Below are 24308 nucleotides of genomic sequence, written 5' to 3'. Positions count from 1 at the left end.
TTATCGAAATCGATGGGCTACTGGTGAACCGGCATGATTCGACCCTGCGATCTGCCAAACAAGCGCCTGAACTCCAGGCGCTCCTGCTCGAAGTTGTAGAGGCGGTAAACGGGCCACACGAGGGCGTGGAGCATCGAGTCGCCCCAGATTGTCAGTTTGAGGCGCCAATTCATGATGTTGTGAAGGTGCAAAACCGATTCGGATGCCTGGTTGTACTTCAGGTACTCCAACGGAGGGGTTTCACCGCGTCGACCGGACGTTTCTGCTCGCATGTCGGCGATCTGACCGATCGTCATCCCTTCCTTCCGAAGGCACAGTGAAAGGTCGATATCTTCGTGGATGTCCGGCCGGTCGCTGACTCGCTCGCGGACGGCCAGCCATGCGCTTTTTCTGATCGCCATGTTTGCTCCGGCGACAGCAAGTACTTGACGTTCGCAATCGAACTTTCCCTGCTTGACCTGACGGTCCAGTGCGAAACGGTGGATTCGGGCAAACGGCGATTCGAAGAGATAGGTGAGTCCGGCGACCGCTGAATGCGCAGTGCTGCGCTGGAAGAAACCTTTGACCGCACGGGCCCATCCCGGTTGGACCCGCGTGTCTGCGTCGATCCGACCGATGATGTTGCCGGTCGAGGCGTCGAAGCCGGCGTTCCGCGCATGAACGACGCCTTGCCGGGCCTCGAAGACATATCTCACTCGGTCGTGCTTCTCGGCGAACTTGTGAATGATCGATGCGGTGCTGTCCGTCGAGTTGTTGTCGACGACCAGAATCTCGTCGATTTCGGACTGGATCAGTAAGCGCTCGATGCAGTTCGAAAGGGAGTTTTCTTCGTTGAATACTGGAACAACCACGGAGAGTCGATTAGTGGACAAGTGTTCAATTTCTTGCATGGACTCGGTCACTTGGCTCCTTTGCTGGGCAATTAGTCCAGTCCTTCGCAAAGGTTACGATAGCAATGGGTGTCCGTTTCGGCAATTTGGAGTGGTGAGATTTCGGTCATTTTTGCAAATGCCCACTCCGTCGAGGAGTCGACATAAGTGCAGCTAGATGCGCGTTTCTGTGTTCGGAAGAATGGTTTCCGCAATGTTTGATTCTTTGCTCACTCGAGTCTGTTTGTCGGCTGAACAGTGGACTTTAGTCCTTCTATTTTCGGCAAACATAATGCTGGCAGTTCGCTGATCTTCGGATCTGAACAATGGCAACCGCGTAGCAATATTGAGATAGTGGAGGATGCTTTCCCTGGTGCCGAGTTAGCCCAGCGCACGTGGAATATCTGTGAATTCACCAGTCCTTAGTCGGCAAGCTCGCCACCCCCTGCAAATATTTGCGTTCGGGCGTGCTGGTCTGAGTATTCCGGTCAAGTACGTCCCCGCGAACCTTCAGCACCGATTCCGACGCGCAGCCGGTGGTCACCATCTCCTCAACGGGGCACGGCGCCCTCGGCTTCGGGTGCCGGAACAGTTTTCCCGGTGATCGGATCGACTTCCTCGAGCGGTGGAACGTCTTCTCCGTCGAGCACTCGGCGCATGCGCTCCTTGTCGAGCTGCCCCTCCCAATTCGCGACCACGAAGGTAGCGACACAATTCCCGAGCAGGTTCACCGAGACTCGCATCGAGTCCATGATTCGATCGGCGCCCAGTAGGAGGGCGACTGCGGCAACCGGAATTGCGCCGTGACCGATTGCGGCCACGGTGGCGGACAGTGCCAGGAATGACGATCCCGGCACGCCGGCCATTCCCTTGGACGTGAGCATCAGTACCAGGACGGCAGTGATCTGTTCACCGAGTGTCAGGTCCACGCCGAGTGCCTGAGCCAGAAACAGCATGCAAATCGACAGGTACAGCGTCGCGCCGTCGAGATTGAACGAGTAGCCGGTAGGCACCACCAATCCTGTTGTAGTGCGCGAGCATCCGGCGTTGGTGAGCTTGACCATGATTCGGGGCAGAACTACTTCGGTCGACGCCGTTCCCAACGCGAGGAAGAGTTCGTCCTTGATGTACTTGACGAACTTCCACAGATTCACGCCCGCGAAGTACCTGACTATCGCCGCCAGGATGAGGATGAACAGGACGGCCGCGAGATAGCATGCGGCGATCAGCTTTCCGTAACTTCCGAGCGAAGCGATCCCGTACTGGCCGACGATGTACGCCATCGCGCCCAAAGCGCCCAACGGCGCCAGTCTCATGATCCAGCCGATGATCGTGAAGAACAGATGACTCAGACGATCGACTAGTTCGAACACGATCGGTGGTCCACTCTCGCCTGCCTTGGCCAAGGCGAGCCCGAACAGTACGGCGAAGAAGAGGACTTGGAGGAGTGCGTTCTCGGCGAAGGCCGAAACTATCGACACCGGAATGATATTGAGCAGGAATTCGACGGTGTGGGGAAGCTCGCCGCTTCCAGTCTTGGCGGCCACGGCGTCCGCACCGTTCGCCAGCGTCTCCGGATCGATGTTGAATCCCGCACCCGGCTTCATCAGATTTCCGATGAGCAGCCCGAACAACAGGGCGAAGGTGGTCACCACCTCGAAGTAGATGAGTGCTTTGACGCCGATACGCCCCACGGCCTTCAGATCCCCGACGTGAGCTATCCCGATCACGACGGTGCAGAAGATGATCGGCGCGATCAGCATTTTGATCAGCTTGATGAAGCCGTCGGCGAGGGGCTTGAGATTCGCGCCGAATTCCGGCCACAACCAGCCGATGAGAACGCCGATGACGATAGCGGCGATCAATTGCACGAACAGTGATCGGTACCAGGGCGGCTTGTTGGCGAGTCGCGCGAGCTCGCTGTTCGGCAGTTTTACGGAAGTTGGCATGGATGGGAACGGTAGGTCTGCTTGATTGCGAAAAAATAACTCGCGAATGTCGTGGATGTAACGCGTCGAGGTTGCATCTCGGACAACAATTCGGTCAACAAGCGACAGTTGTGTGTGACTGTGGTTATTGTTTCCCTGAGCGGTGATCTTCCGTCCGCGTGCATGCACGACGTGTGAGAGGGGCTGTCATGGGGCAAATTATCGGAACCATCATTTTCGGCGCAGTCATCGGAATCCTGGCTCGTCTCGTACTGCCAGGTAAGCAGCAGTACGGCATGATCATCACCGTCGTCCTCGGTGTCGCCGGAGCGCTTATCGGGTACTGGGTCTGGGGAGCGATCTCGGACAAGGGCGACACGGGTGGAATCGACTGGATCCGCTGGATCATCAGCATCGCCGCGGCGGCCGTGCTCTCGATCGGCTACAGCGCCGTCACTGGCAAGAAATAGCAAGCCAACGCGATTCGCGAAGTGCGCCCTCCCGAAGTTCGGGAGGGCGCACTTTTGGTTTGCCCTAGTTGTCCGACCCCAGTTGTGAGCGAACGGCACTCTCGTCGCCTCAGATGCGCCGAAAGGCGCGTTCGCTCAGGGGAGGGTCGCTGTAAATTCAGAGCGCCCGTCGCTGAAGATGAAGCGCCTCGAGGAACTGCGCCGGCAGATCCTGCTCGAGGATTTCGTCATCGGGATGCGGTAGCGCTTTGATTTTCGCGAACTCGTCGTTGAGGCGTTCCATCTTGACGTCGAGGCGGTGTGCCGCGGCAGCAGCCTCGGTGAGTTCGTCGAGAAGCTCGACGGGAACCTCGCGGTTGTACTTGTAATAGATCTTGTGCTCGAGGCTCGCCCAGAAATCCATCGCGATGGTGCGGATCTGAAGTTCGATCGGTACGTGCCTGACGCGATCGCTCATGAAAACCGGGACCTCGACGATCAGGTGCAAGCTCTTGTAGCCGTTGGGTTTCGGATCGGCGATGTAGTCCTCGCGCTCGATCACCCGAAGGTCCGTCTGGCTGGTGAGCATCTCGGCGATCCGGTACGTGTCGGAAATGAAGCTGCAGGTGATGCGCACGCCGGCGATGTCGAAGATGTTCTTCGAGATGTCGTCGATCGTGAGCGGGATGTTCAGGCGTTGAGCCTTACGCAGGATGCTGTCCGGCGACTTGACCCGTGACGTCACGTGTTCGATGGGGCTGTACTGATTGATGTGAGTGAACTCGTCCTTGAGGATGTTCACCTTGGTCATCAGTTCGGAGATTCCGAATTGGTACAACATCATGAAGCGGGAGAACTCGGTCCGCAGTTCGGCGAAATCGGCTCTGCTGACCCCACTGCTGTCTTCCACGTTCGGCACCCTCATCTGTTAGCTGGTGTAACCAGTCTGCCACCGATTGTGCCGTGTCCGGTTTCAGTGGGTGCGCAGTGCGGCGAGCGTCATATCCCGCAGGACGCGACGTGCGCGTGCCGGCGAAGCTGGGTTGGCGCTGTGAGGGGTCGAGTTGATCAGTCCGAAAGTGGCATGCGCTTTGATGCGGGCATCCGCCTGATCGAGCTGGGGATCGAGTTGCTCGAGGACTCCGACCCACACCTCGACGTACTTGCGCTGCGTTTGGCGCACCTGTCGACGCGCGTCGGCCGGCAGGCTTTCGAGGTCGCGGTCCTGGATGCGGATCAGGTCCGGCTCGCCGAGCGCGAAGTCGAGGTGGAACTCCACCAGTGCGTCGAGAGCGGCGCTCGGTGAGTCCGCTGCCTCCGCTGCCGCAGAACCGCCTTCGTGCAGGCGCGTGCTGATGCCGACGAGAAGTTCCACGAGGACGGCATCCTTGTTGGGGAAATGCCGGTACACGGCCGGGCCGCTGATACCGACGGCCGCGCCGAGGTCTTCGAGTCGCACACTCACGAATCCGCGTTCGGCGATCAACCGTGCGGCGGCATCCAAGAGCTGACGACGACGGTCGGCCTTCATCTGATCGCGTCGCGTCGGAGCTGCTACCTGCTCAGAGGTCATTCTCTCGATCTTTCTTCGCTTGTGTTCTGGACAACTCAGTTAATCATAGTTAATCTAGTTTCAGTTATCGAGCATTAACTCATGGCGAAGGCGGCGGGATGACTCCCAGTGGAATCACGCAAGGATCGGGCTACCGGTCCGATCACACCGTTCTGGTGGACGAACTGAAGAAGAAACTGGCGCAAGCAGCGCTGGGTGGCAACGAGCGTTCTCGCGAGCGCCACGTGAGCAGAGGGAAACTGCTGCCGCGAGATCGCGTCGACTCGCTGCTCGACCAGGGCAGCCCGTTCCTCGAGTTGTCGCCGCTGGCGGCCAACGGCCTGTACGACGACGAGTGCCCCGGCGCCGGCGTCATCACCGGTATCGGCCGTGTGTCGGGCCGGGAGTGCGTCATCGTTGCCAATGACGCAACGGTCAAGGGCGGCACGTACTACCCGATGACGGTGAAGAAGCACCTGCGCGCGCAGGAAGTTGCGCTGCAGAACAACCTTCCATGCATCTACCTCGTCGACTCCGGCGGCGCCTTCCTGCCGCGCCAGGACGAGGTCTTCCCGGACCGTGAGCACTTCGGCCGGATCTTCTACAACCAGGCGACCATGAGCGCCAAGGGGATTCCCCAGATCGCCGCAGTTCTCGGTTCGTGCACCGCGGGCGGCGCTTACGTGCCCGCGATGAGCGACGAAGCAGTGATCGTCCGCAACCAGGGCACCATCTTCCTCGGCGGCCCGCCGCTGGTGAAGGCAGCCACCGGTGAGATCGTGACGGCAGAAGAGCTCGGCGGCGGCGACCTGCACTCCAAGGTTTCCGGCGTCACCGACCACCTGGCCGAGGACGACCGCGACGCACTTCGTATCGTGCGCAACATCATTGCCACGCTCGGCCCCCGCTCCGAGCGCCCGTGGGACGTCATCTCCACGGTTCCGCCCGTCGCCGATCAGAGCGAGCTGTACGACGTCGTCCCGACCGATCCCCGTACTCCGTACGACGTGCACGAGGTGATCACCAAGCTCGTCGACGGTGGCGCGTTCCAGGAGTTCAAGGCTGAATACGGCAAGACGCTCGTCACCGGTTTCGCCCACATCGAGGGCCACCCGGTCGGCATCATCGCCAACAACGGCGTTCTCTTCGGCGAATCCGCCATGAAGGGAGCACATTTCATCGAACTGTGCGACAAGCGCAGTGTGCCGCTGCTGTTCCTGCAGAACATCGCAGGCTTCATGGTGGGACGCGACTACGAGGCCGGCGGCATCGCCAAGCACGGCGCCAAGATGGTCACGGCAGTTGCGTGTGCACGGGTCCCCAAGCTGACGGTTGTCATCGGCGGCTCGTACGGCGCCGGCAACTACTCCATGTGTGGACGCGCGTATTCACCTCGCTTCCTGTGGATGTGGCCGAACGCGCGCATCTCGGTCATGGGCGGCGAGCAGGCAGCTTCGGTGCTCTCGACGGTTCGTAGCGAGCAGCTCGACAGCGCGGGCAATCCGTGGTCGGCCGAGGACGAAGAGTCGTTCAAGGCGCCGATCCGTGAGCAGTACGAGGCTCAGGGCAATCCGTACTACTCCACTGCGCGGCTGTGGGATGACGGTGTCATCGATCCCGCAGATACCAGAACTGTTCTCGGCCTGGCCCTTTCGGTGTGCGCAAACGCACCGATCGAGCCGGTCTCCTACGGCGTCTTCCGGATGTGAGCGAAATGACTGAGTTGCGCACTATCGATACTGTTCTCGTGGCCAACCGCGGTGAGATCGCGGTTCGCGTGATCCGCACGTTGCGTGAGTTGGGAATTCGCAGCGTCGCCGTCTACAGCGACGCCGACGCGAATGCTCGCCACGTCCGCGAGGCCGACACTGCCGTCAACATCGGACCGGCCGCGGCGCGTGAAAGCTACCTCGTCATCGACAAGGTGATCGACGCTGCCAAGTCCACCGGTGCTCAGGGTATTCACCCCGGTTACGGCTTCCTGTCGGAGAACTCGGCGTTCTCGGCTGCTTGCGCGGCCGCCGGAATCGCCTTCCTCGGCCCCTCCGAGCGGGCTATCGAGGTGATGGGCGACAAGATCACCGCGAAGAACGCGGTTGCCGCGTTCGACGTGCCGGTGGTCCCGGGTATCGCTCGCCCGAATCTGACCGACGAAGAACTGATCGCAGCGGCCGAGGACATCGGCTACCCGGTGTTGGTCAAGCCTTCGGCAGGCGGCGGTGGCAAGGGAATGCGTCTGGTCGAGGATCCGGCCAATCTGGCCGAGGCTCTTCGCAGTGCCCGCCGTGAGGCCGCGTCGTCGTTCGGCGACGACACCCTGTTCCTCGAGCGATTCGTCCTGCGGCCCCGGCACATCGAGGTCCAGGTTCTCGCCGACCAGCACGGCAACGTCGTTCACCTGGGTGAGCGCGAATGCAGCCTGCAGCGGCGTCACCAGAAGGTCATCGAAGAGGCTCCGTCGCCGCTGCTCGATCAGGTGACCCGTGACCGGATCGGCGCGGCAGCCTGCAACACCGCTCGAAGCGTCGATTACACCGGCGCCGGCACTGTCGAGTTCATCGTCTCCGCCGACAAGCCGGACGAGTTCTTCTTCATGGAGATGAACACCCGCCTGCAGGTCGAGCACCCCGTCACCGAAATGGTGACCGGACTGGATCTGGTCGAATGGCAGGTTCGTGTGGCAGCAGGGGAGAAGTTGGCCTTCTCCCAGAGCGACATCACACTGACCGGGCACGCTATCGAAGCTCGTGTGTACGCGGAGGATCCGGGCCGTGGGTTCCTGCCGACCGGTGGCCGCGTCGTCGATCTGGTCGAGCCGTCAGGTTCCGGCGTGCGCGTCGATTCCGGACTGCTCGCGGGCACCGTCGTCGGCAGTGACTACGACCCGATGCTCAGCAAAGTCATCGCCCATGCTCCCGACCGCGCAGGCGCACTGCGCAAGCTCGATCGCGCACTCGGTGACACCGCAGTGCTCGGAGTCGTGACCAACATCGAGTTCGCACGATTCCTCCTCGCTGATCCGGATGTGATCGCGGGCAACCTCGACACCGGTCTGCTCGATCGTCGCGTCGAAGACTTTGTCGCGGCCGATGCCTCCGACGAGGTTCTCATTGCTGCCGCGGCGTATCGCTGGCTCTCGCGATGGACAACTTCGGAATCCGTTGATCCCTGGGACGTCCCGAGTGGGTGGCGCGTCGGAACTCCCGCTCCGACCAGCATCAGGCTCGCCGCCGGCACTCGAACGGCGCACGTTGCGATCGTCGGCGTTCCCGCGGATGCAAAGGTCGAGGTCGAAGGTTCACAGCCGCGCGCATTCAGCGCGACCCTGACGGGATCCGAACTGGCGGTGGTGATCGACGGACGTCGACGCACGTTTGTCGTCGCCCAGACCGATGGTGGTCTGTGGCTGGCAGGCGGCGGAACCTGGCACGTGCGCGAGGTTGCCGAAGTCAGCGTTCGCGGTGAGGACAAGCATGCCGGTGACGCCGAAATCGCCAGCCCCATGCCCGGTGCCGTCATCGCAGTCAACGTCGAGAACGGCGCGGCAGTGAGCGCGGGACAACCACTCGTCGTGGTCGAGGCCATGAAGATGGAGCACTCCTTGACGTCCCCGATCGACGGGATCGTGGAAGTGCTTGTCCGTCAGGGCGATCAGGTGATGGTGGATCAGGTTCTGGCCCGCGTGGTACCTGTCGCGGACGAAGAGACTGCAGAAGTAAAGACCGAGAACACGACGCAGAAGGAAGACGCCTGATGTCCGATTACCTTGCCACCGGAGCGCTTCCGGACGAATACCAGCAGCTCGCCAAGACTGTTGCGGATTTCGCGAAGACCGTCGTGGCACCGGTTGCTGCCGAGCACGACGCCAACCACACCTTCCCGTACGAGGTAGTTGCCGGTATGGCGGACATGGGACTGTTCGGCCTGCCCTTCCCCGAGGAGTACGGCGGAATGGGTGGCGACTACTTCGCACTCTGCCTGGCGCTCGAAGAGCTGGGCAAGGTCGACCAGAGCGTCGCGATCACTCTCGAAGCTGGTGTGTCCCTCGGCGCCATGCCGATCTACCGTTTCGGCAACGAGGCGCAGAAGGAAGAGTGGCTCCCGCAGCTCACCAGCGGGAAATCGTTGGCTGCTTTCGGCCTGACCGAGCCGGGTGCGGGTAGCGACGCCGGCGGCACCAAGACCACCGCGAAGTTCGACAGCGGTGAGTGGATCATCAACGGCAACAAGCAGTTCATCACCAACTCGGGCACCGACATCACCAAGCTCGTGACGGTCACCGCGGTCACGGGTGTCAAGGACGGTGGCAAGAAGGAGATCTCGACGATCCTGGTGCCGACCACGACGCCGGGCTTCACGGCCGAGCCGGCGTACAACAAGGTCGGCTGGAACGCATCCGACACCCATCCCCTCACGTTCGCCGATGTTCGTGTCCCCGAAGAGAATCTGCTCGGTGAGCGTGGCCGTGGCTACGCGAACTTCCTGCGCATCCTCGACGAAGGCCGCATCGCCATTTCCGCGTTGAGCGTCGGTGCCGCCCAGGGCTGCGTCGACGAGTCGATCAAGTACGCCAAGGAGCGCGAGGCGTTCGGTCGGCCCATCGGACACAACCAGGCGATCGCGTTCAAGATCGCGCGCATGGAGGCTCGCGCCCACGTGGCCCGCACCGCGTACTACGACGCGGCCGCACTCATGTTGTCGGGCAAGCCGTTCAAGAAGCAGGCGTCCATCGCCAAGCTCATCTCCTCCGAAGCTGCCATGGACAACGCTCGCGACGCCACCCAGATCCACGGCGGATACGGCTTCATGAACGAGTACGCCGTCGCGCGCCACTACCGTGACAGCAAGATCCTCGAAATCGGTGAGGGAACCACCGAGGTGCAGTTGATGCTCATCGCCCGTGAGGCAGGGTTGTGACGAACCCCAAGAAGATCACTCAGCGCGGGCTCTGGTTCGAGGAGTTCGAGGTCGGCGCGATCTACGAGCATCGCCCAGGCCGGACGGTGACCGAGGCTGACAACGTCCTGTTCACGACTTTGACCATGAACACGCAGGCGTTGCATCTCGATGCCGCGTACAGCGAGGACACTCAATTCGGTGTGCGGCTGGTCAATTCGATGTTCACCCTGTCGACCATCGTCGGCCTGTCCGTCGCGCAGTTGACGCAGGGCACCATCGTGGCGAACCTCGGTTTCTCCGAGATCAGCTTCCCGAAGCCGCTCTTTCACGGCGACACCTTGTATGCCGAGACGCTCATCGCGGACAAGCGCGAATCGAAGAGCCGTCCAGGTGAAGGCATCGTGACGCTCGTGCACACCGGGCGTAACCAGCACGGTGACGTCGTCGCACTGGCCACGCGCAAGACCCTGGTGCAACTGCGTCCGGCAGAGGTGTCCTCATGACGTGGACGCCGCCGGGGCCGGCGTGGTTGTTCTGCCCGGCGGATCGTCCCGAGCGCTATGCGAAGGCCGCAGCTGTTGCCGACGTCGTGATCCTCGATCTCGAAGACGGGGTGGCTCCGGCCGACAAAGAAGCCGCACGTGCAGCCCTGATCGACACTCCTCTCGATCCGGACCGGACGATTGTGCGCGTCAATCCGGTCGGTACGCCTGATCACGAACTCGATCTGATCGCGCTGGACGGCACACACTATTCGCGTCTCATGCTGTCCAAGTGCGAATCGGCCGAGGACGTCCTCTCGCTCGCACCGGCGGACGTGGTTGCACTCGTCGAGTCCCCGCGAGGAGCCCTCGCCGTGGCCGACATCGCGCTTGCTGCGAACGCCATCGGTGTCATGTGGGGAGCCGAGGATCTTGTGGCCGGTCTCGGCGGTAATTCGAGCAGGCACCCGAACGGTTCGTACCGCGACGTTGCCAAGCACGTCCGATCGACGTCTCTCCTGGCTGCGAAGAGCTACGGCCGGTTGGCTGTCGATTCCGTTTATCTCGACATCAAGGACCTCGTCGGCCTGGGCGTCGAGTCCGCTGATGCTGTCGCAGTCGGCTTCGACGTGAAGGTTGCGATCCACCCGAGTCAGGTCGAGGTCATCCGTGGTGCATTCGCACCTTCGGAAAAAGAGATCGACTGGGCCACACGAGTGCTTGCCGCGGTGTCTACTGAACGTGGTGTGTTCGCGTTCGAGGGCAAGATGGTCGACGCTCCCGTTCTTCGTCACGCCGAGAAGCTTCTTCACCGAGCCGGAATCTTTCAGCAGAAGGAGAACTAACGGATGAGCAAAGTCGTGAATACGGCAGCTGAGGCAGTTGCCGACATCGCGAGCGGATCCAGGCTCGCAGTGGGCGGCTTCGGGCTGTGCGGTATTCCCGACGCACTGATCGCGGCGATCGCCGACGGCGACGCCACCGATCTCGAGGTGTTCTCCAACAACTGCGGTGTCGACGACTACGGTCTCGGCATTCTGCTCGGCGCGCACCGGATCGCCAGGGTGACGGCGTCGTACGTGGGGGAGAACAAGGAGTTCGCCCGCCAGTATCTCGCCGGTGAGCTCGAAGTGGAGTTGACGCCGCAGGGGACGCTGGCCGAGCGGCTGCGAGCTGGCGGTACCGGCATCCCGGCGTTCTACACTCCGGCCGGCGTCGGCACACCGATCGCCGAGGGCGGCTTGCCGTGGCGATACAACCCGGACGGTTCGATCGCCGTGGCGTCGCCACCGAAGGCGACGGCAGTGTTCGGTGGCCGCACGTATGTATTGGAAGAGGCGATCACCGCTGACTTTGCGCTCGTGCACGCGGACTACGGCGACACCGAAGGAAATCTCGTCTTCAACAAGACGGCGATGAACTTCAACCCGCTTGCTGCCATGGCCGGCCGGATCACCATCGCGCAGGTGGAGAACCTCGTAGAGCCGGGCGACATCGACCCCGCGCACGTGCACCTACCTGGGGTGTTCGTCGCGCGGGTCGTGCACACAGGTCCACAGGAGAAGCGGATCGAGAAGCGGACCGTCTCAGGAGGTACCAAGTGAGCAGCGCAGAGGAAACTCGTATCGGTTGGACCCGCCACGAGATGGCTGCTCGCGCTGCTGCCGAGATGCGGCCGGGTGAGTACGTCAACCTCGGTATCGGCCTGCCGACGCTGATCCCCAGTTACTTGCCCGAGGGTGTCAAGGTGGTCCTGCACAGCGAGAACGGCATCCTCGGTACCGGACCGTATCCGACCGATGATCAGGTCGATGCCGACCTCATCAATGCAGGTAAAGAAACCGTCACTGTCAATCCTGGTGCCGCGTTCTTCGACTCGGCCCTCTCGTTCGGGATGATCCGCGGCGGCCACATCGACACCGCGGTGCTCGGCGGGATGCAGGTGTCGAAGACCGGTGACCTCGCCAACTGGATGGTCCCCGGCAAGATGGTCAAGGGCATGGGCGGGGCGATGGACCTGGTCCACGGTGCCCGCCGCGTCATCGTCGTGATGGAGCACACCGATCGCGACGGAAACCCCAAGATCGTCGAGGCGTGCACCCTGCCGCTTACTGGGCAGGGCGTCGTCCACCGGATCATCACCGACCTCGCGGTGCTGGACGTCACCGCGGACGGGCTGGAGCTTGTGGAGTTGGCTCCAGGTGTCACCAGTGAACACCTGAAGAGTGTGACTGGTGTGGGTTTTTCCTGAATCTTCGTACCTTCAATCGAAAGAACGCGCCGACCGCTGGTCGGCGCGTTCTTTCGTCGGTCTGTCGGCGTGTACCGATAGTCTCGATCAGCGACTGTCGAATCTGGTTCGAGCTCGGGCACCAAGTAGCTGAGGGGCCTGTAAATTGTCCGAGGTGACTGATGTGGATGGGGGTGCAGATCGTCGGCAGCAAATTGATTGTTCCAGGGGTGGAGATGTCGCGCACAGTGTCTGAACCGTGCGTTTCGGCAATGCGATCGGGGGGTAGATGAGCTGGGCGATTTGTAACGAATTGCAGCAAAACCGTCGATACACCGGGGTATGGATTTCTCTTGTCACCTATGTATCGGAGACAATGGGTGGTTCTGGCTCGTCGAGGTTGGATGAGGTCGGTAGCTGCTGCGAATCGGACGTTCGGCTCGCACGGGTGCGCAATGGTGTGGAAGAGAGGCTGTGGGCGTGAATTCGCTGGGTAACGGAGAACTGGGGAGCGGCAAGCCGGAGGTCGGCAGCTCGCCGGAAGACGTTCAGCGATCAGACGCATTCCCACTTTCGGCGGCCCAGCTCGGTATGTGGTTCGCGCAGCACCTAGATCCCGCAGTACCGGTCAACATCGCCCAGTACGTCGAACTCCGTGGTGCTCTGGAGCTTGACGCCCTTCGCCAGGCCTGTGCAGACGCCGGTCGCGAAATCGGGTCGGCCTTCGTCCGGATCTTCGAGATCGATGCCCAGCCGTACCAGATCATCGACCCCACACTCGATGATTCAGTCGGCTACGTCGACCTTCGTAGTGAAGACGACTCGCACGACGCCGCCATGCGGTGGATGCGAGCAGATCGCAGCCGGCCGATCGACATGCTTACGGACCGACTGATCTCTGCCACGATCCTGCGCCTCGGCGAGAACCGCTACTACTGGTACACGCGGGTCCACCACACAATTCTCGACGGTTTCGGTGCGTCGACGTTCGTCACTCGCGTGGCGGAGCTGTACTCAGCGCGCGTGGAGGGCCGGGATCCGGAGCCGAGTGAGGCCTCCGATCTCCGGAACGTCTACGAGGTAGACAACAAGTACCGCCAGTCGAGTCGTTTCGAAACCGATCGCAAGTACTGGGCAGACAAGATCGAGAATCTCGACGAGATCTCGAGCCTCGCGGGTCGAAGTGCCGCGCCTGCTCCAGTCAGTCGGATCGACAGTGCATCGCTGTCCAACCACGTCGAGGCTCTGCTCGGGCGGTTCCTCGAGCGCGTAGAGAAGACCACTGTTGCCGGCACTGTCGTCGCGGCGTTTGCGGCGTACCTCGCTCAGATGACCGGGCGAGAGGACGTGTCGCTGAGTCTGCCCGTTTCCGGTCGAACGACAGCCGTGCTGCGTCGATCCGGAGGCATGGTCTCCAACGTCGTGCCGCTGCGACTGACCGTCACTGCGGACACCACCGTCCAGGAGCTTCTGGACGACGTCAGGAACGAAATGTCCGGCGCACTGCGCCACCAGCGATACCGACACGAGGACATGGTTCGCGGCGGTGACGGGCCGGGCCGGGGCGGATTCTTCGGCCCGTGGATCAACATCATGATGTTTTCCACCGAGTTGGCGTTCGGGCCCCTTGTCGGCGAGCTTCACATCTTGTCCACGGGTTTGATCGAAGACCTCGGTGTCAACCTGTACCAGAGCGTCGGCGATACCCGCACACACATCGACTTCGAGTCGAATCCCAATCTGTACGCGCCCGCGGACGCCCAGCGAAATCACTCGCGGTTCGTAGAGTTTCTCGAGAAGTTCGTCTCGGCCGAAACGAGCCGCAAGGTCTGGGATCTTCCTGTCGCAACCGACGAGGAGCGAAACAAGGTTGCCTTGTGGAACCGCACCGGCTTCCACGTTGCCTCGCAGACCATCACCGAAGCATTCGAGCGTCAGGTCGAGAGAACTCCCGATGCCACCGCTGTCGTTTTCGAAGGCGCCAGCCTCACATACGCCGAATTCGACTCTCGCGCAAATGGTTTGGCTCGTCAACTCATCGCCATGGGTGTTGGGCCCGAATCGCTTGTAGGACTGTCGATCCGCAGGTCTTTGGACTTGATGGTCGGTCTGTACGCGATTGCCAAGGCTGGCGGAGCCTGGGTGCCGGTGGATCCCGACCACCCAGCGGAACGCACCGCCTACATTCTCGAGTCGGCGCAGCCCACGTGTGTTGTGACCACTGCGCGGGACGACGTGGATCTGCCCTCGGGCACACGGGTCATCGAGATCGACACACTGGACTACGGGCAGCTCGACAGCAGGCCGATCGTCAACGCAGATCGCCTGTCTCCCTTGCATTTCTCGAACACTGCGTACGTGATCTACACCTCGGGTTCGACCGGTCGACCCAAGGGTGTCGCGGTCACTCACGCGGCGATCAACAATCAGCTTCAGTGGATGAACGCCGAGTACGAGCTTTCGGCGTCGGACATCTACCTGCAGAAGACCGCTACGACATTCGACGTGTCGCTGTGGGGATTCTTCATGCCGTTGCAGGTCGGCGCCACGCTCGTCGTCGCGACTCCGGACGGTCATCGAGACCCGATCTACGTGGCGAACAAGATCGCGGAGCTCGGCGTCACGATCACCGACTTCGTGCCATCCATGCTCACGCTGTTCACTGCGAATGCACCTGCCGGATCTTGTGATTCGTTGCGCCACGTGTTCGTCATCGGCGAGGCGCTCCCGCCCGAGACGTCTTCCGCCTTCCGTGAACTCTGTGGAGCCGGACTGCACAACCTGTACGGTCCGACCGAAGCCGCGGTATCGGTCACGTACTACGAGGCCGTGGCCACGGATACTACTTCCGTGCCGATCGGTATGCCGCAGTGGAACACTCAGGCGCACGTACTGGACGGACAACTTCGCCCGACCCCCATCGGGCAGCCGGGTGAGCTCTATCTCGCCGGCGTTCAACTCGCGCGCGGATACGTTGGTCGACCGGACCTGAGCTCGGATCGGTTCGTAGCCAATCCGTACGGCACGGCCGGTGAGCGTATGTACCGGACCGGCGACCTCGTCCGCCGCCGTGAGGACGGAAACCTCGACTACATCGGGCGTACCGACTTCCAGGTGAAGTTCCGTGGGCAGCGCATCGAGCTCGGCGAAATCGAGACCGTCCTTCTGGCACACCCCGACGTTTCCCAGGCTGTTGTCTTGGTGACCGTCACCCCGACCGGTGATCAATTGGTCGGCTACGTCGTGCCGGGCCCGGGCCGAAACATCGATGCTGCGGTGCTCAGTGAGTTCGCCGGTCGAAGCCTCCCTTCGTACATGGTTCCGGCCGCGTTGATGGTGCTCGATGCGTTGCCGCTCAACACGAGTGGCAAATTGGATCGTGCCGGGTTGCCCGAGCCGGTGTTCGCGAGTGCGAAGCAGTACCGCGAGCCCCGCACCGAAATCGAGCGGGTTGTCGCTGACGTCTTTGCCGACGTTCTCGGTGTCGAGCGCGTCGGTATCGACGACGACTTCTTCGAACTCGGTGGAAACTCGCTGGTTGCAACACAGTTGGTGACCCGCGTGGGTTCCGCCTTGGGAGTGCAACTCGGCGTTCGAGAGCTTTTCGAGTCCACCACGGTCGCTACCTTGGCGGCCCGCGCCGAGTCTGTGGCGGGTAACGCGCGGCAGCTCACCCCGCTGATCGCCAAGCCTCGTCCCCAGGTTGTCCCGCTCTCGCTTGCACAGCAGCGCATGTGGTTCATCAATCGTCTCGAGCCGTCGACGCCGGCGTACAACCTTCCGTTCACGGTCCGGCTCACCGGTTCGGTGGACCCGTCCGCCCTGCATGCCGCGGTGATGGATCTTCTCGAGCGACACGAGTCCTTGCGGACGATCTACCCTGATGTCGACGGAACCGCGCAACAGCTGGTTCTGCCGGTCGACCGGGCCGCGGTGGAGTTGAATCCGGTCAAGATTCGGAATTCGCATCTCGACGCGGCGCTGTTCGACGTGGCGTCTCGTGGCTTCGACGTGACGCTCGAAATCCCGGTACGGGTTGCCCTCTTCGAGGTGTCTCCGACGGACTACGTCCTGGTGATGGTTCTCCATCACATCGCTGCAGACGGACTGTCGTTCCGTCCGCTCGCACGTGACCTTCTCGTCGCATACTCGGCGCGAAGTGAGAAGTCTGCGCCGGCGTGGACGCCGCTGCCGATTCAGTACGCCGACTACGCCCTGTGGCAGCGCGAAGCACTGGGATCCGACGAAGACCCGCGCTCGGAGTCGTCTCGCCAGATCAACTTCTGGCGCCGGGCACTTGCCGATTTGCCGGATCAGTTGGATCTGCCGACCGACCGACCTCGTCCTGCCATCGCGTCCAATCACGGTGCCAAGCACCATTTTCAGATCAGCGAACGCACGACGCGCAAGTTGAACGAGTTGGCGCGCTCGAGGAGCGTCTCGCTGTTCATGGTGTTGCAGGCGGCATATGCAACGCTGTTGAGCCGGCTCAGTGGTACCTCCGACATCGCGATCGGTGCCCCGATCGGCGGGCGAGGCGATCAAGCGCTCAACGACGTGATCGGCATGTTCGTGAACACCCTGGTGCTTCGCACCGAGGTCGATCCGAACGAACGATTCGAAGAGTTGCTCGCTCGGGTAAGGGAATCGGGCTTGTCTGCCTACGGGCATGCCGATGTGCCGTTCGAGCGGTTGGTCGAAGTCCTGAGTCCGGCGCGTTCGCAGGCTCGTCACCCGCTGTTCCAGGTTGCGCTCACTGCGGAGATCAGTGGACGACGCGAACTGGAATTCTCAGGTGTCAAAGCAGTTGCAGCTGAATTGGAAGTACCGGTCGCCAAATTCGATCTCGAACTCATGGTGTCCGAGAATCCCGAAGGAACCGAAGACGCGGATGTCTTGAGTGCCACCTTCACCTACGCCACGGACTTGTTCGATCCGGCCACGGTGAACACTTTCGCTACTCGGTTCGTGCGCATTCTCGATGCCGTGGCTACCCGACCTGAAACGATCGTCGGCGATATCGACCTGCTCTCACGCTCCGAGCGCACCGATCTGACGGTCGTAGCCGCGGATGACACGATGCCCCGGCAGAGTCTCGTCGACATCTTCCTGTCCGGCACGGCTGAGGCGGATTCGGTTGCTGTTCGCTTCGAGGGTCGATCGATCACCTACCGCGAGCTCGATGAGCAGTCGTCGAAGCTCGCACGGGTTCTGATCGGACGGGGCGCCGGCCCCGAGACCATTGTTGCTCTCGCCTTTCCTCGCTCGTACGAGATGGTCTGTGCAGTATGGGCGGTGGCGAAGTCAGGGGCGGCATACGTCCCAGTCGACCCGAGCTATCCGGAAGATCGTGTCCGGCACATGCTGGCCGATTCTTCGGCCGCGATCGGACTCACGTCGGGACAGTTCGTAGATCAGCTTCCTGCGGTCACAGAATGGTTGGTCCTTGACGGCCAGGCGCTGAACGGAGAACTGTCGACGCAATCTTCAGCGCCGGTCACGGACGAGGACCGAATCGCTCCGATTCACAGTTCTCACGTTGCATATGTCATTTACACATCCGGTTCCACGGGAAAACCGAAGGGTGTCAGCGTCACTCACGGTGGTCTCCGTGGGGTCAGAGACGCAGCACAGCGTCGCTACGAGGTAGAACAGTCCTCACGCTTCCTCCATATCTGTTCACCGAGCTTCGACCCGTCGGTACTGGAATGGATGGTCGCCTTCTCTGCGGGTGCAACTTTGGTGATCGTTCCCTCGACAATTATCGGTGGACACGAGTTGTCGGATCTTCTTCATTCCGAGAAGGTCACACACGCGATCATCACTCCCGCAGTACTCGGGACCATGGAGCCGGCAGAGCTGCCTGAATTGCGAGTCGTCTCCGTCGGCGGTGACGTGACCACTCCCGAGTTGCTGGCGAAATGGGCCCCAGGGCGCGCCTACTTCAATGGGTACGGTCCGACTGAGACCACGATCATCTCGTCGTTCGGCGATCTCGCGATCGGCCGATCGATCGACATCGGGCGTCCCGTCGAGGGCATGTCGGCACTGGTACTCGACGAGCGTCTGCATCCTGTTCCAGTCGGCACCAGGGGAGAGCTCTACTTTGCGGGCGCTGCATTGGCTCGCGGCTACCACGAGCGGCGAGGTCTTTCTGCGGAACGGTTTGTTGCCAACCCGTATTCGCCGGACGGCGAGCGAATGTACCGGACCGGCGATGTCGTGCGCTGGACCGGCGGAGACGCGCGCGGTGACGCGGGGGTCCTCGAATACGTCGGCCGCAGTGACTTCCAGGTCAAGGTTCGCGGATTCCGTATCGAACTCGGTGAGATCGACGCAGTTCTGTCCTCGCACGAGTCTGTGCGCTTCGCGGTGACAGTCGGAAGCGAAGGCGCGGCGGGTGTCACAACCCTCGTTTCCTACGTCGAACTGGCTGACGGGTCGAGTTTCGATCGGGACGTGCTCGCCTCGTTCGTGGCGGAGGCTCTGCCGAGCTACATGGTTCCGTCCGTCATCATGGAACTCGCTGAGGTTCCGTTGACCCCGGTGGGCAAATTGGATCGCCGGGCTTTGCCGGAGCCTGTTTTCGAGGTCCGCGAGTTTCGTGCACCCACCACGCCGGTGGAAGAGATTGTCGCGCAGGTGATTGCGGATGTTCTCGGAGTGGAACGAGTCGGCCTCGACGACGACTTCTTTGAACTCGGTGGCAACTCCCTGGTGGCTACTCAGGTCACCTCCCGATTGGGGCGGGCGCTCGACACTACGGTGCCGGTGCGAACGCTATTCGACGTTTCCACCGTCGAGGCGCTCGCCGCACACATCGAGTCGCACGTAGGTAGCGGCGGGCAGAAGGCGCTCGTCGCACAGGTGCGTCCCGCGGAAATTCCGTTGTCGCTGGCGCAGCAGCGCATGTGGTTCCTGAACCGCTTCGACACCGACTCAGCTGCTTACAACATCACTTTTGCTCTGCACCTGACTGGTCATCTCGATACTGCCGCGATGGAAACTGCGCTCGAGGACGTACTGGCCCGGCATGAAGTGCTCCGAACGGTATATCCGGACGGGGCTTCCGGACCGAAGCAGTCGATTCTGTCGCTTTCGGAGGCGTTCGGTGGACTGACCGTGGAGTCGGTTTCGGATCCGGACGAGCTCGAAAGTCGAGTCGCTGCAATCGGATCCTCAGCGATCGACGTCACTGTCGACGTGCCGATCCGTGTCCGCCTGTTGACGGTCAGCGACACCGAGCACACCCTCGCGATCGTGGTTCATCACATCGCCGCTGACGGTTGGTCGATGGCGCCCCTGGCTCGCGATGTCATGATTGCCTACTCGGCACGCAAGGATGGGACCGCGCCGGCGTGGCAGCCGTTGACTGTGCAGTACGCCGACTATTCGTTGTGGCAGCGTGAGGTTCTGGGGTCGGAAGACGACTCGGAATCACTGATCTCGCAGCAGATCTCGTACTGGACCGAGACTCTGGCAGACCTACCGGATGTGATCGAGCTTCCGTCGGACCGGTCTCGGCCTGATGTGGCGTCGATGCGCGGCGAGCGATTCGCGTTCGAGATCTCCGGGGATGTGCACCGTCGATTGGACGCGCTGGCACGGGAGAACAACGCGACGCTCTTCATGGCGTTGCACTCGGCGCTTGCCGTTCTGATGGCCCGACTGAGCGGAACCTCGGACATCGCCGTGGGCACTCCCGTTGCCGGTCGTGGCGACGAGGCGCTCGACGATCTCGTCGGCATGTTCGTCAACACGCTTGTTCTGCGGACCGAGGTCGACCCGGCCCAGGCATTCACGGATCTGCTGGCTGCGGCGAGTGATTCTGCGCTCGGAGCGTTCGCTCACTCGGACGTGCCCTTCGAGCGGTTGGTGGACGTCTTGGCTCCCGCCCGGTCGCAGGCCAGACATCCGCTGTTCCAGGTCGTGCTGTCCTTGCAGAATCTCGCGCAAACGGCATTGGAACTGCCGGGACTGGCGATCAAGGCCGCCGAAATCGACACGACCACTGCCAAGTTCGACCTCGAACTCGCAGTAACCGAGTCGATCGGCGAAGACGGGATCCAGCAAGGGCTCTCGGCCGAATTCACATTTGCTGCAGATCTGTTCGACGTTTCGACGGTCGAAGGGTTTGCTCGGCGTCTGGTTCGTATCCTCGAGACTGTCGTGTCGGTTCCTTCGATTGTCGTCGGTGACATCGATATTCTCGATGCGGCCGAGCGGGGTGTGCTGGCCGATGTTCATGGAGGTCAGTCGGTCTCGGGAACCCTGGTCGAGATTCTCACAGCGGCGGCCGCTTTGGATCCGTCGGCGGATGCGATTCGCTTCGACGGTCAGTCGATCAGCTACCTCGAACTCGACGAGCGGTCGTCGCAACTCGCTCGTGTTCTGATTGCGAAGGGCGTCGGGCCGGAGGATCGGGTCGCGATCGCGATTCCGCGTTCGGCCGATTCGGTTCTCGCTCTGTGGGCAGTGGCGAAAACGGGTGCTGCGTTCGTGCCCGTCGACCCGACGTATCCGGTTGACCGTATCGCCCATATGATCTCCGATTCCGGTGCGGTGCTGGGTCTTGCGCTCAGTGACGTCGAGGCAGGATTGCCGTCGGCGTTGACGTGGGTTGTTCTCGACGACGAGAAGACAGTGGCGGCGTGCGCGGCAGAATCCTGCGCGCCGGTGAGTGATTCGGATCGACGTAGTGCGATCGACGAGCGGCAGCCTGCGTACGTCATCTACACGTCCGGCACCACAGGTCTGCCCAAGGGCGTTGTGGTCACCAACGCCGGTGTGGCGAATTTCTGTGCCGAGCAGGTCGAGCGCTATGCGCTGACCGCGGATGCTCGGACGCTGCATTTCGCCTCGCCGAGTTTCGATGCGTCTGTCCTCGAGTTGCTGATGGCATTCGGCTCCGCGTCGACGATGGTGATTGCGCCGACGACGGTGTACGGCGGTGCGGAACTGGCCGAGATCTTGCGTTCGGAGGGCGTGACGCATGCGTTCGTGACGCCCGCTGCGCTGGCATCAGTGGATCCGAGCGGGCTTGACGCGTTGCGGGTGGTTGTCGTCGGTGGCGAAGCCAGTTCGCGGTCTCTCGTTGCCAAGTGGGCGGTGCCGCTTCCGGATGGCGGTGTGCGTGGATTCTTCAATGCGTACGGTCCGACGGAGTCGACGGTCGCCTCGAACATCAGCGATACGCTGACCGCGTTTGATCGCATGAACATCGGCGGCCCGATTCGGGGTATGGCCGCGCGGATCTTGGACGGCCGCTTGCAGCCTGTGCCGGTTGGTGTCGCAGGTGAGTTGTACGTGTCGGGTGTTCAGGTCGCTCGTGGATACCTGGGACAGCCGGCATTGACGGCGGGTCGTTTTGTCGCAGACCCGTTCGGGGCGCCGGGTGAGCGGTTGTACCGCACGGGTGACGTGGTCCGGTGGATCGACGGTGGCGCAGTGGAGTACGTGGGCCGCAGTGACTTCCAGGTCAAGATCCGTGGGTTCCGTATCGAACTCGGCGAGATCGAGGCCGCGCTGACCCGTTGCGCGGGCGTTGCGCAAGCTGTTGCTCTTGTTCGCTCCGACGATCACTTCGGAGATCGTCTCGTTGCATACGTGGTGCCACAGGCCGGCGCCGAGGTGGATCCCGCACAGGTCATCGAGTCGGTGTCGACGTTCCTGACCGGCTACATGGTCCCCGACTCGGTACTGGTACTCGATTCGATTCCGTTGACCACCGCGGGCAAGACGGACATCAAAGCTCTGCCCTCGCCCGTGTTCGAGTCGAAGGTGTATCAGGCGCCGATCACGACCGTCGAAGAGACTGTCGCGCAGGTGTTCTCCGAAGTTCTCGGAGTCGCACAGGTTGGCCGCGACGACGACTTCTTCGAGCTCGGAGGCAACTCGCTGATCGCGACCCGTGTCGCCGCACGGCTGGGGGAGGCGCTTGACACAAGCGTTCCGGTTCGTGCGCTCTTCGAAGCGTCGACCGTGCAGTCACTCGCCCTCCGGCTCGAGCTGCACGCCGGTTCGGGTGCCACGGCCCCACTGGTCCCGCAGTCCCGGCCCGCTCGGATCCCACTTTCGTTGGCGCAGCAGCGCATGTGGTTCCTGAACAGGTTCGAACCCGCGTCGGCAGCGAACAACGTTCCGGCGGCGATCAGGATTTCGGGCGCCCTCGACGTGGCAGCTCTCAACGCTGCCGTGCTCGATGTCGTGGGCCGACACGAATCACTGCGGACGCTGTATCCGGACGTCGACGGCGTCGGGTACCAGGAAATCCGTGACGTTCGAGACGTTGTTGTCGATCTCAGCCCCGTGTCGATCACGGAAGATCGCCTGGCTGCAGGCGTCGCAGAGCTGGCGACGGTCGGCTTCGACGTGACGTCTGAAGTCCCGTTGCGCGCCAAGCTCTTCAAAGTCGGCGACAGCGAATACGTCCTGGTGTTCGTGGTGCATCACATCTCGACCGATGGTTTCTCGATGGGCCCGTTGACCCGCGACGTGATGGTTGCCTACGAAGCACGTACACGAGCGTCCGTGCCGGCTTGGACGCCGTTGCCGGTGCAGTACGCCGATTACTCGTTGTGGCAGCGTGAGGTTCTCGGGTCCGAGGAGGATCCGCAGTCCGTGATCGCGAAGCAGATTGCGTTCTGGTCGGATGCGTTGGCTGATCTTCCGGAGCAGTTGGATCTGCCTGGTGATCGTCCGCGTCCCGAGGTCGCTTCAGGGCGCGGAGCCGAGGTCGAGTTCGATATCGACGCCACTCTGCACGAAGCTGTCAATTCGATTGCGCACAGCAGTAACTCGACACCGTTCATGGTTGTTCACGCAGCGCTCGCCGTCGTACTTTCTCGTTTGTCTGCAACGACCGACATCGCGATCGGTACACCGATCGCGGGTCGCGGTGAGGCGCAGCTCGACGATCTGATCGGTATGTTCGTCAACACTTTGGTGTTGCGTACCGAGGTTGATCCGTCGATGTCGTTCGCGGATCTGTTGGCTTCGGCGCGTGAAGTGGATCTGCAGGCGTTCGCGCATGCGGATGTTCCGTTCGAGCGTGTGGTGGAGGTTCTCGATCCGGTTCGTTCGCAGGCTCGTCATCCGTTGTTTCAGGTGGCGTTGACGTTCCAGAACCACGAACAGACAACGCTCGAACTGGGCGACCTCGAAGTGTCGATCGAAAGTGCTGATCTTGCACTGGCGAAATTCGACCTCCAGTTGACCCTGACCGAACGGACCGACGAGGCCGGCGCACCCGCCGGAATGTCCGCCTCCTTGACGTATGCGACGGATCTGTTCGACGAGTCGACCGTTGTGGAATTTGGTGATCGGCTGGTACGGACCTTCCGTGCGGTGACTGCTGATCCCACCGTAGCGGTGGGTGACGTTGACATCTTGGTCGATGGTGAACGAAACCTGCTGTCCCGCTTCAGTGCTGGCCAGATCGATCGTGGTGTGGAGTCGACGTTGTCGGCGTGGTTCGATGATGCTGCTGCGCGGTTTGGTGATCGGGTTGCGGTGCGGTTCGGTGACGAGTCGTTGACGTATGCGGAGTTGTCGGTTCGGTCGAATCGGTTGGCGCGCAGGTTGATTGCTCAGGGTTGTGGTCCGGAGTCGTTGGTGGCGGTGGCGTTGCCGCGGTCGGCTGATCTTGTGGTGGCGTTGTTGGCGGTGGTGAAGTCCGGTGCGGGGTATTTGCCGGTGGATCCGTCGTATCCGGCTGATCGTGTCGAGTTCATGTTGGCCGATGCTGCTCCGGTGGCTGCGATTTCGTGGTCCGGGCGTGAGTTGGTGTTGCCCGCTGGTTTGCCGGTGGTTGATATCGACGCGGTGGATGTGTCGGAGTTCGATGGTTCGGTGGTGACGGATGCGGATCGTGTTGCGCCGTTGCGGTCGTCGAATGTTG

The 24308-nt window shown here is 61.9% G+C and carries 13 protein-coding genes; 9 read left to right on the top strand and 4 right to left on the bottom strand.

What is annotated here, in order from left to right:
* Window positions 1–17 precede the first annotated feature (17 nt).
* Together QM596_RS22025 and dctA are read right to left on the bottom strand one after the other, a co-directional pair.
* On the bottom strand, window positions 18–851 hold the full coding sequence (locus QM596_RS22025) for a glycosyltransferase family 2 protein (protein ID WP_230091115.1): 834 nt from the start codon (window positions 849–851) through the stop codon (window positions 18–20).
* 569 nt (window positions 852–1420) lie between these two features.
* On the bottom strand, window positions 1421–2818 hold the full coding sequence (gene dctA, locus QM596_RS22020; protein ID WP_113682407.1) for a C4-dicarboxylate transporter DctA: 1398 nt from the start codon (window positions 2816–2818) through the stop codon (window positions 1421–1423).
* Window positions 2819–3006: 188 nt separating this feature from the next.
* Here dctA and QM596_RS22015 point away from each other — a divergent pair, with 188 nt between their 5' ends.
* A complete protein-coding gene (locus QM596_RS22015; RefSeq protein WP_021334317.1) occupies window positions 3007–3267 on the top strand; it encodes a GlsB/YeaQ/YmgE family stress response membrane protein in 261 nt (86 codons plus the stop codon).
* A gap of 157 nt (window positions 3268–3424) precedes the next feature.
* Here the strand turns inward: QM596_RS22015 and QM596_RS22010 are convergent, their stop codons facing one another.
* Complete coding sequence (locus tag QM596_RS22010) at window positions 3425–4171, bottom strand: GTP pyrophosphokinase (RefSeq protein ID WP_019744227.1); 747 nt, start codon at window positions 4169–4171, stop codon at window positions 3425–3427.
* Window positions 4172–4219: 48 nt separating this feature from the next.
* Entirely contained in the window at window positions 4220–4819 is a 600-nt protein-coding gene (locus QM596_RS22005) for an SACE_7040 family transcriptional regulator (protein ID WP_003941968.1), read from the bottom strand.
* Between the two features lie 98 nt (window positions 4820–4917).
* Between QM596_RS22005 and QM596_RS22000 the strand changes: the two genes are divergently transcribed.
* The 8 genes from QM596_RS22000 to QM596_RS21965 all read left to right on the top strand — a co-directional run.
* Window positions 4918–6507, top strand: coding sequence for a carboxyl transferase domain-containing protein (locus tag QM596_RS22000; protein WP_021334316.1), 1590 nt, complete (start codon window positions 4918–4920; stop codon window positions 6505–6507).
* Between the two features lie 5 nt (window positions 6508–6512).
* Window positions 6513–8552, top strand: coding sequence for an acetyl-CoA carboxylase biotin carboxylase subunit (locus tag QM596_RS21995; RefSeq protein WP_283309941.1), 2040 nt, complete (start codon window positions 6513–6515; stop codon window positions 8550–8552).
* Window positions 8552–9715, top strand: coding sequence for an acyl-CoA dehydrogenase family protein (locus tag QM596_RS21990; protein ID WP_020906879.1), 1164 nt, complete (start codon window positions 8552–8554; stop codon window positions 9713–9715). Before QM596_RS21995 ends, QM596_RS21990 begins: the two co-directional genes overlap by 1 nt.
* Entirely contained in the window at window positions 9712–10200 is a 489-nt protein-coding gene (locus QM596_RS21985; protein WP_003942078.1) for a MaoC family dehydratase, read from the top strand. Before QM596_RS21990 ends, QM596_RS21985 begins: the two co-directional genes overlap by 4 nt.
* Entirely contained in the window at window positions 10197–11024 is an 828-nt protein-coding gene (locus tag QM596_RS21980; protein WP_020906880.1) for an HpcH/HpaI aldolase/citrate lyase family protein, read from the top strand. The genes QM596_RS21985 and QM596_RS21980 overlap by 4 nt, the downstream gene beginning before the upstream one ends.
* 3 nt (window positions 11025–11027) lie before the next feature.
* A complete protein-coding gene (locus tag QM596_RS21975; protein ID WP_007730192.1) occupies window positions 11028–11783 on the top strand; it encodes a CoA transferase subunit A in 756 nt (251 codons plus the stop codon).
* A gap of 41 nt (window positions 11784–11824) precedes the next feature.
* The gene (locus tag QM596_RS21970) at window positions 11825–12430 is read left to right on the top strand and encodes a 3-oxoacid CoA-transferase subunit B (protein WP_174531772.1); all 606 of its coding nucleotides are present in this window, start codon (window positions 11825–11827) and stop codon (window positions 12428–12430) included.
* A gap of 570 nt (window positions 12431–13000) precedes the next feature.
* A partial coding sequence (locus QM596_RS21965) for an amino acid adenylation domain-containing protein (protein ID WP_502943438.1) occupies window positions 13001–24308 on the top strand: 11308 nt, incomplete at its 3' end.

This window comes from Rhodococcus sp. IEGM 1406, from assembly GCF_030056745.1.
GTDB lineage: Bacteria > Actinomycetota > Actinomycetes > Mycobacteriales > Mycobacteriaceae > Rhodococcus_F > Rhodococcus_F erythropolis.
This window is presented reverse-complemented; position numbering and strand designations above follow the sequence as displayed.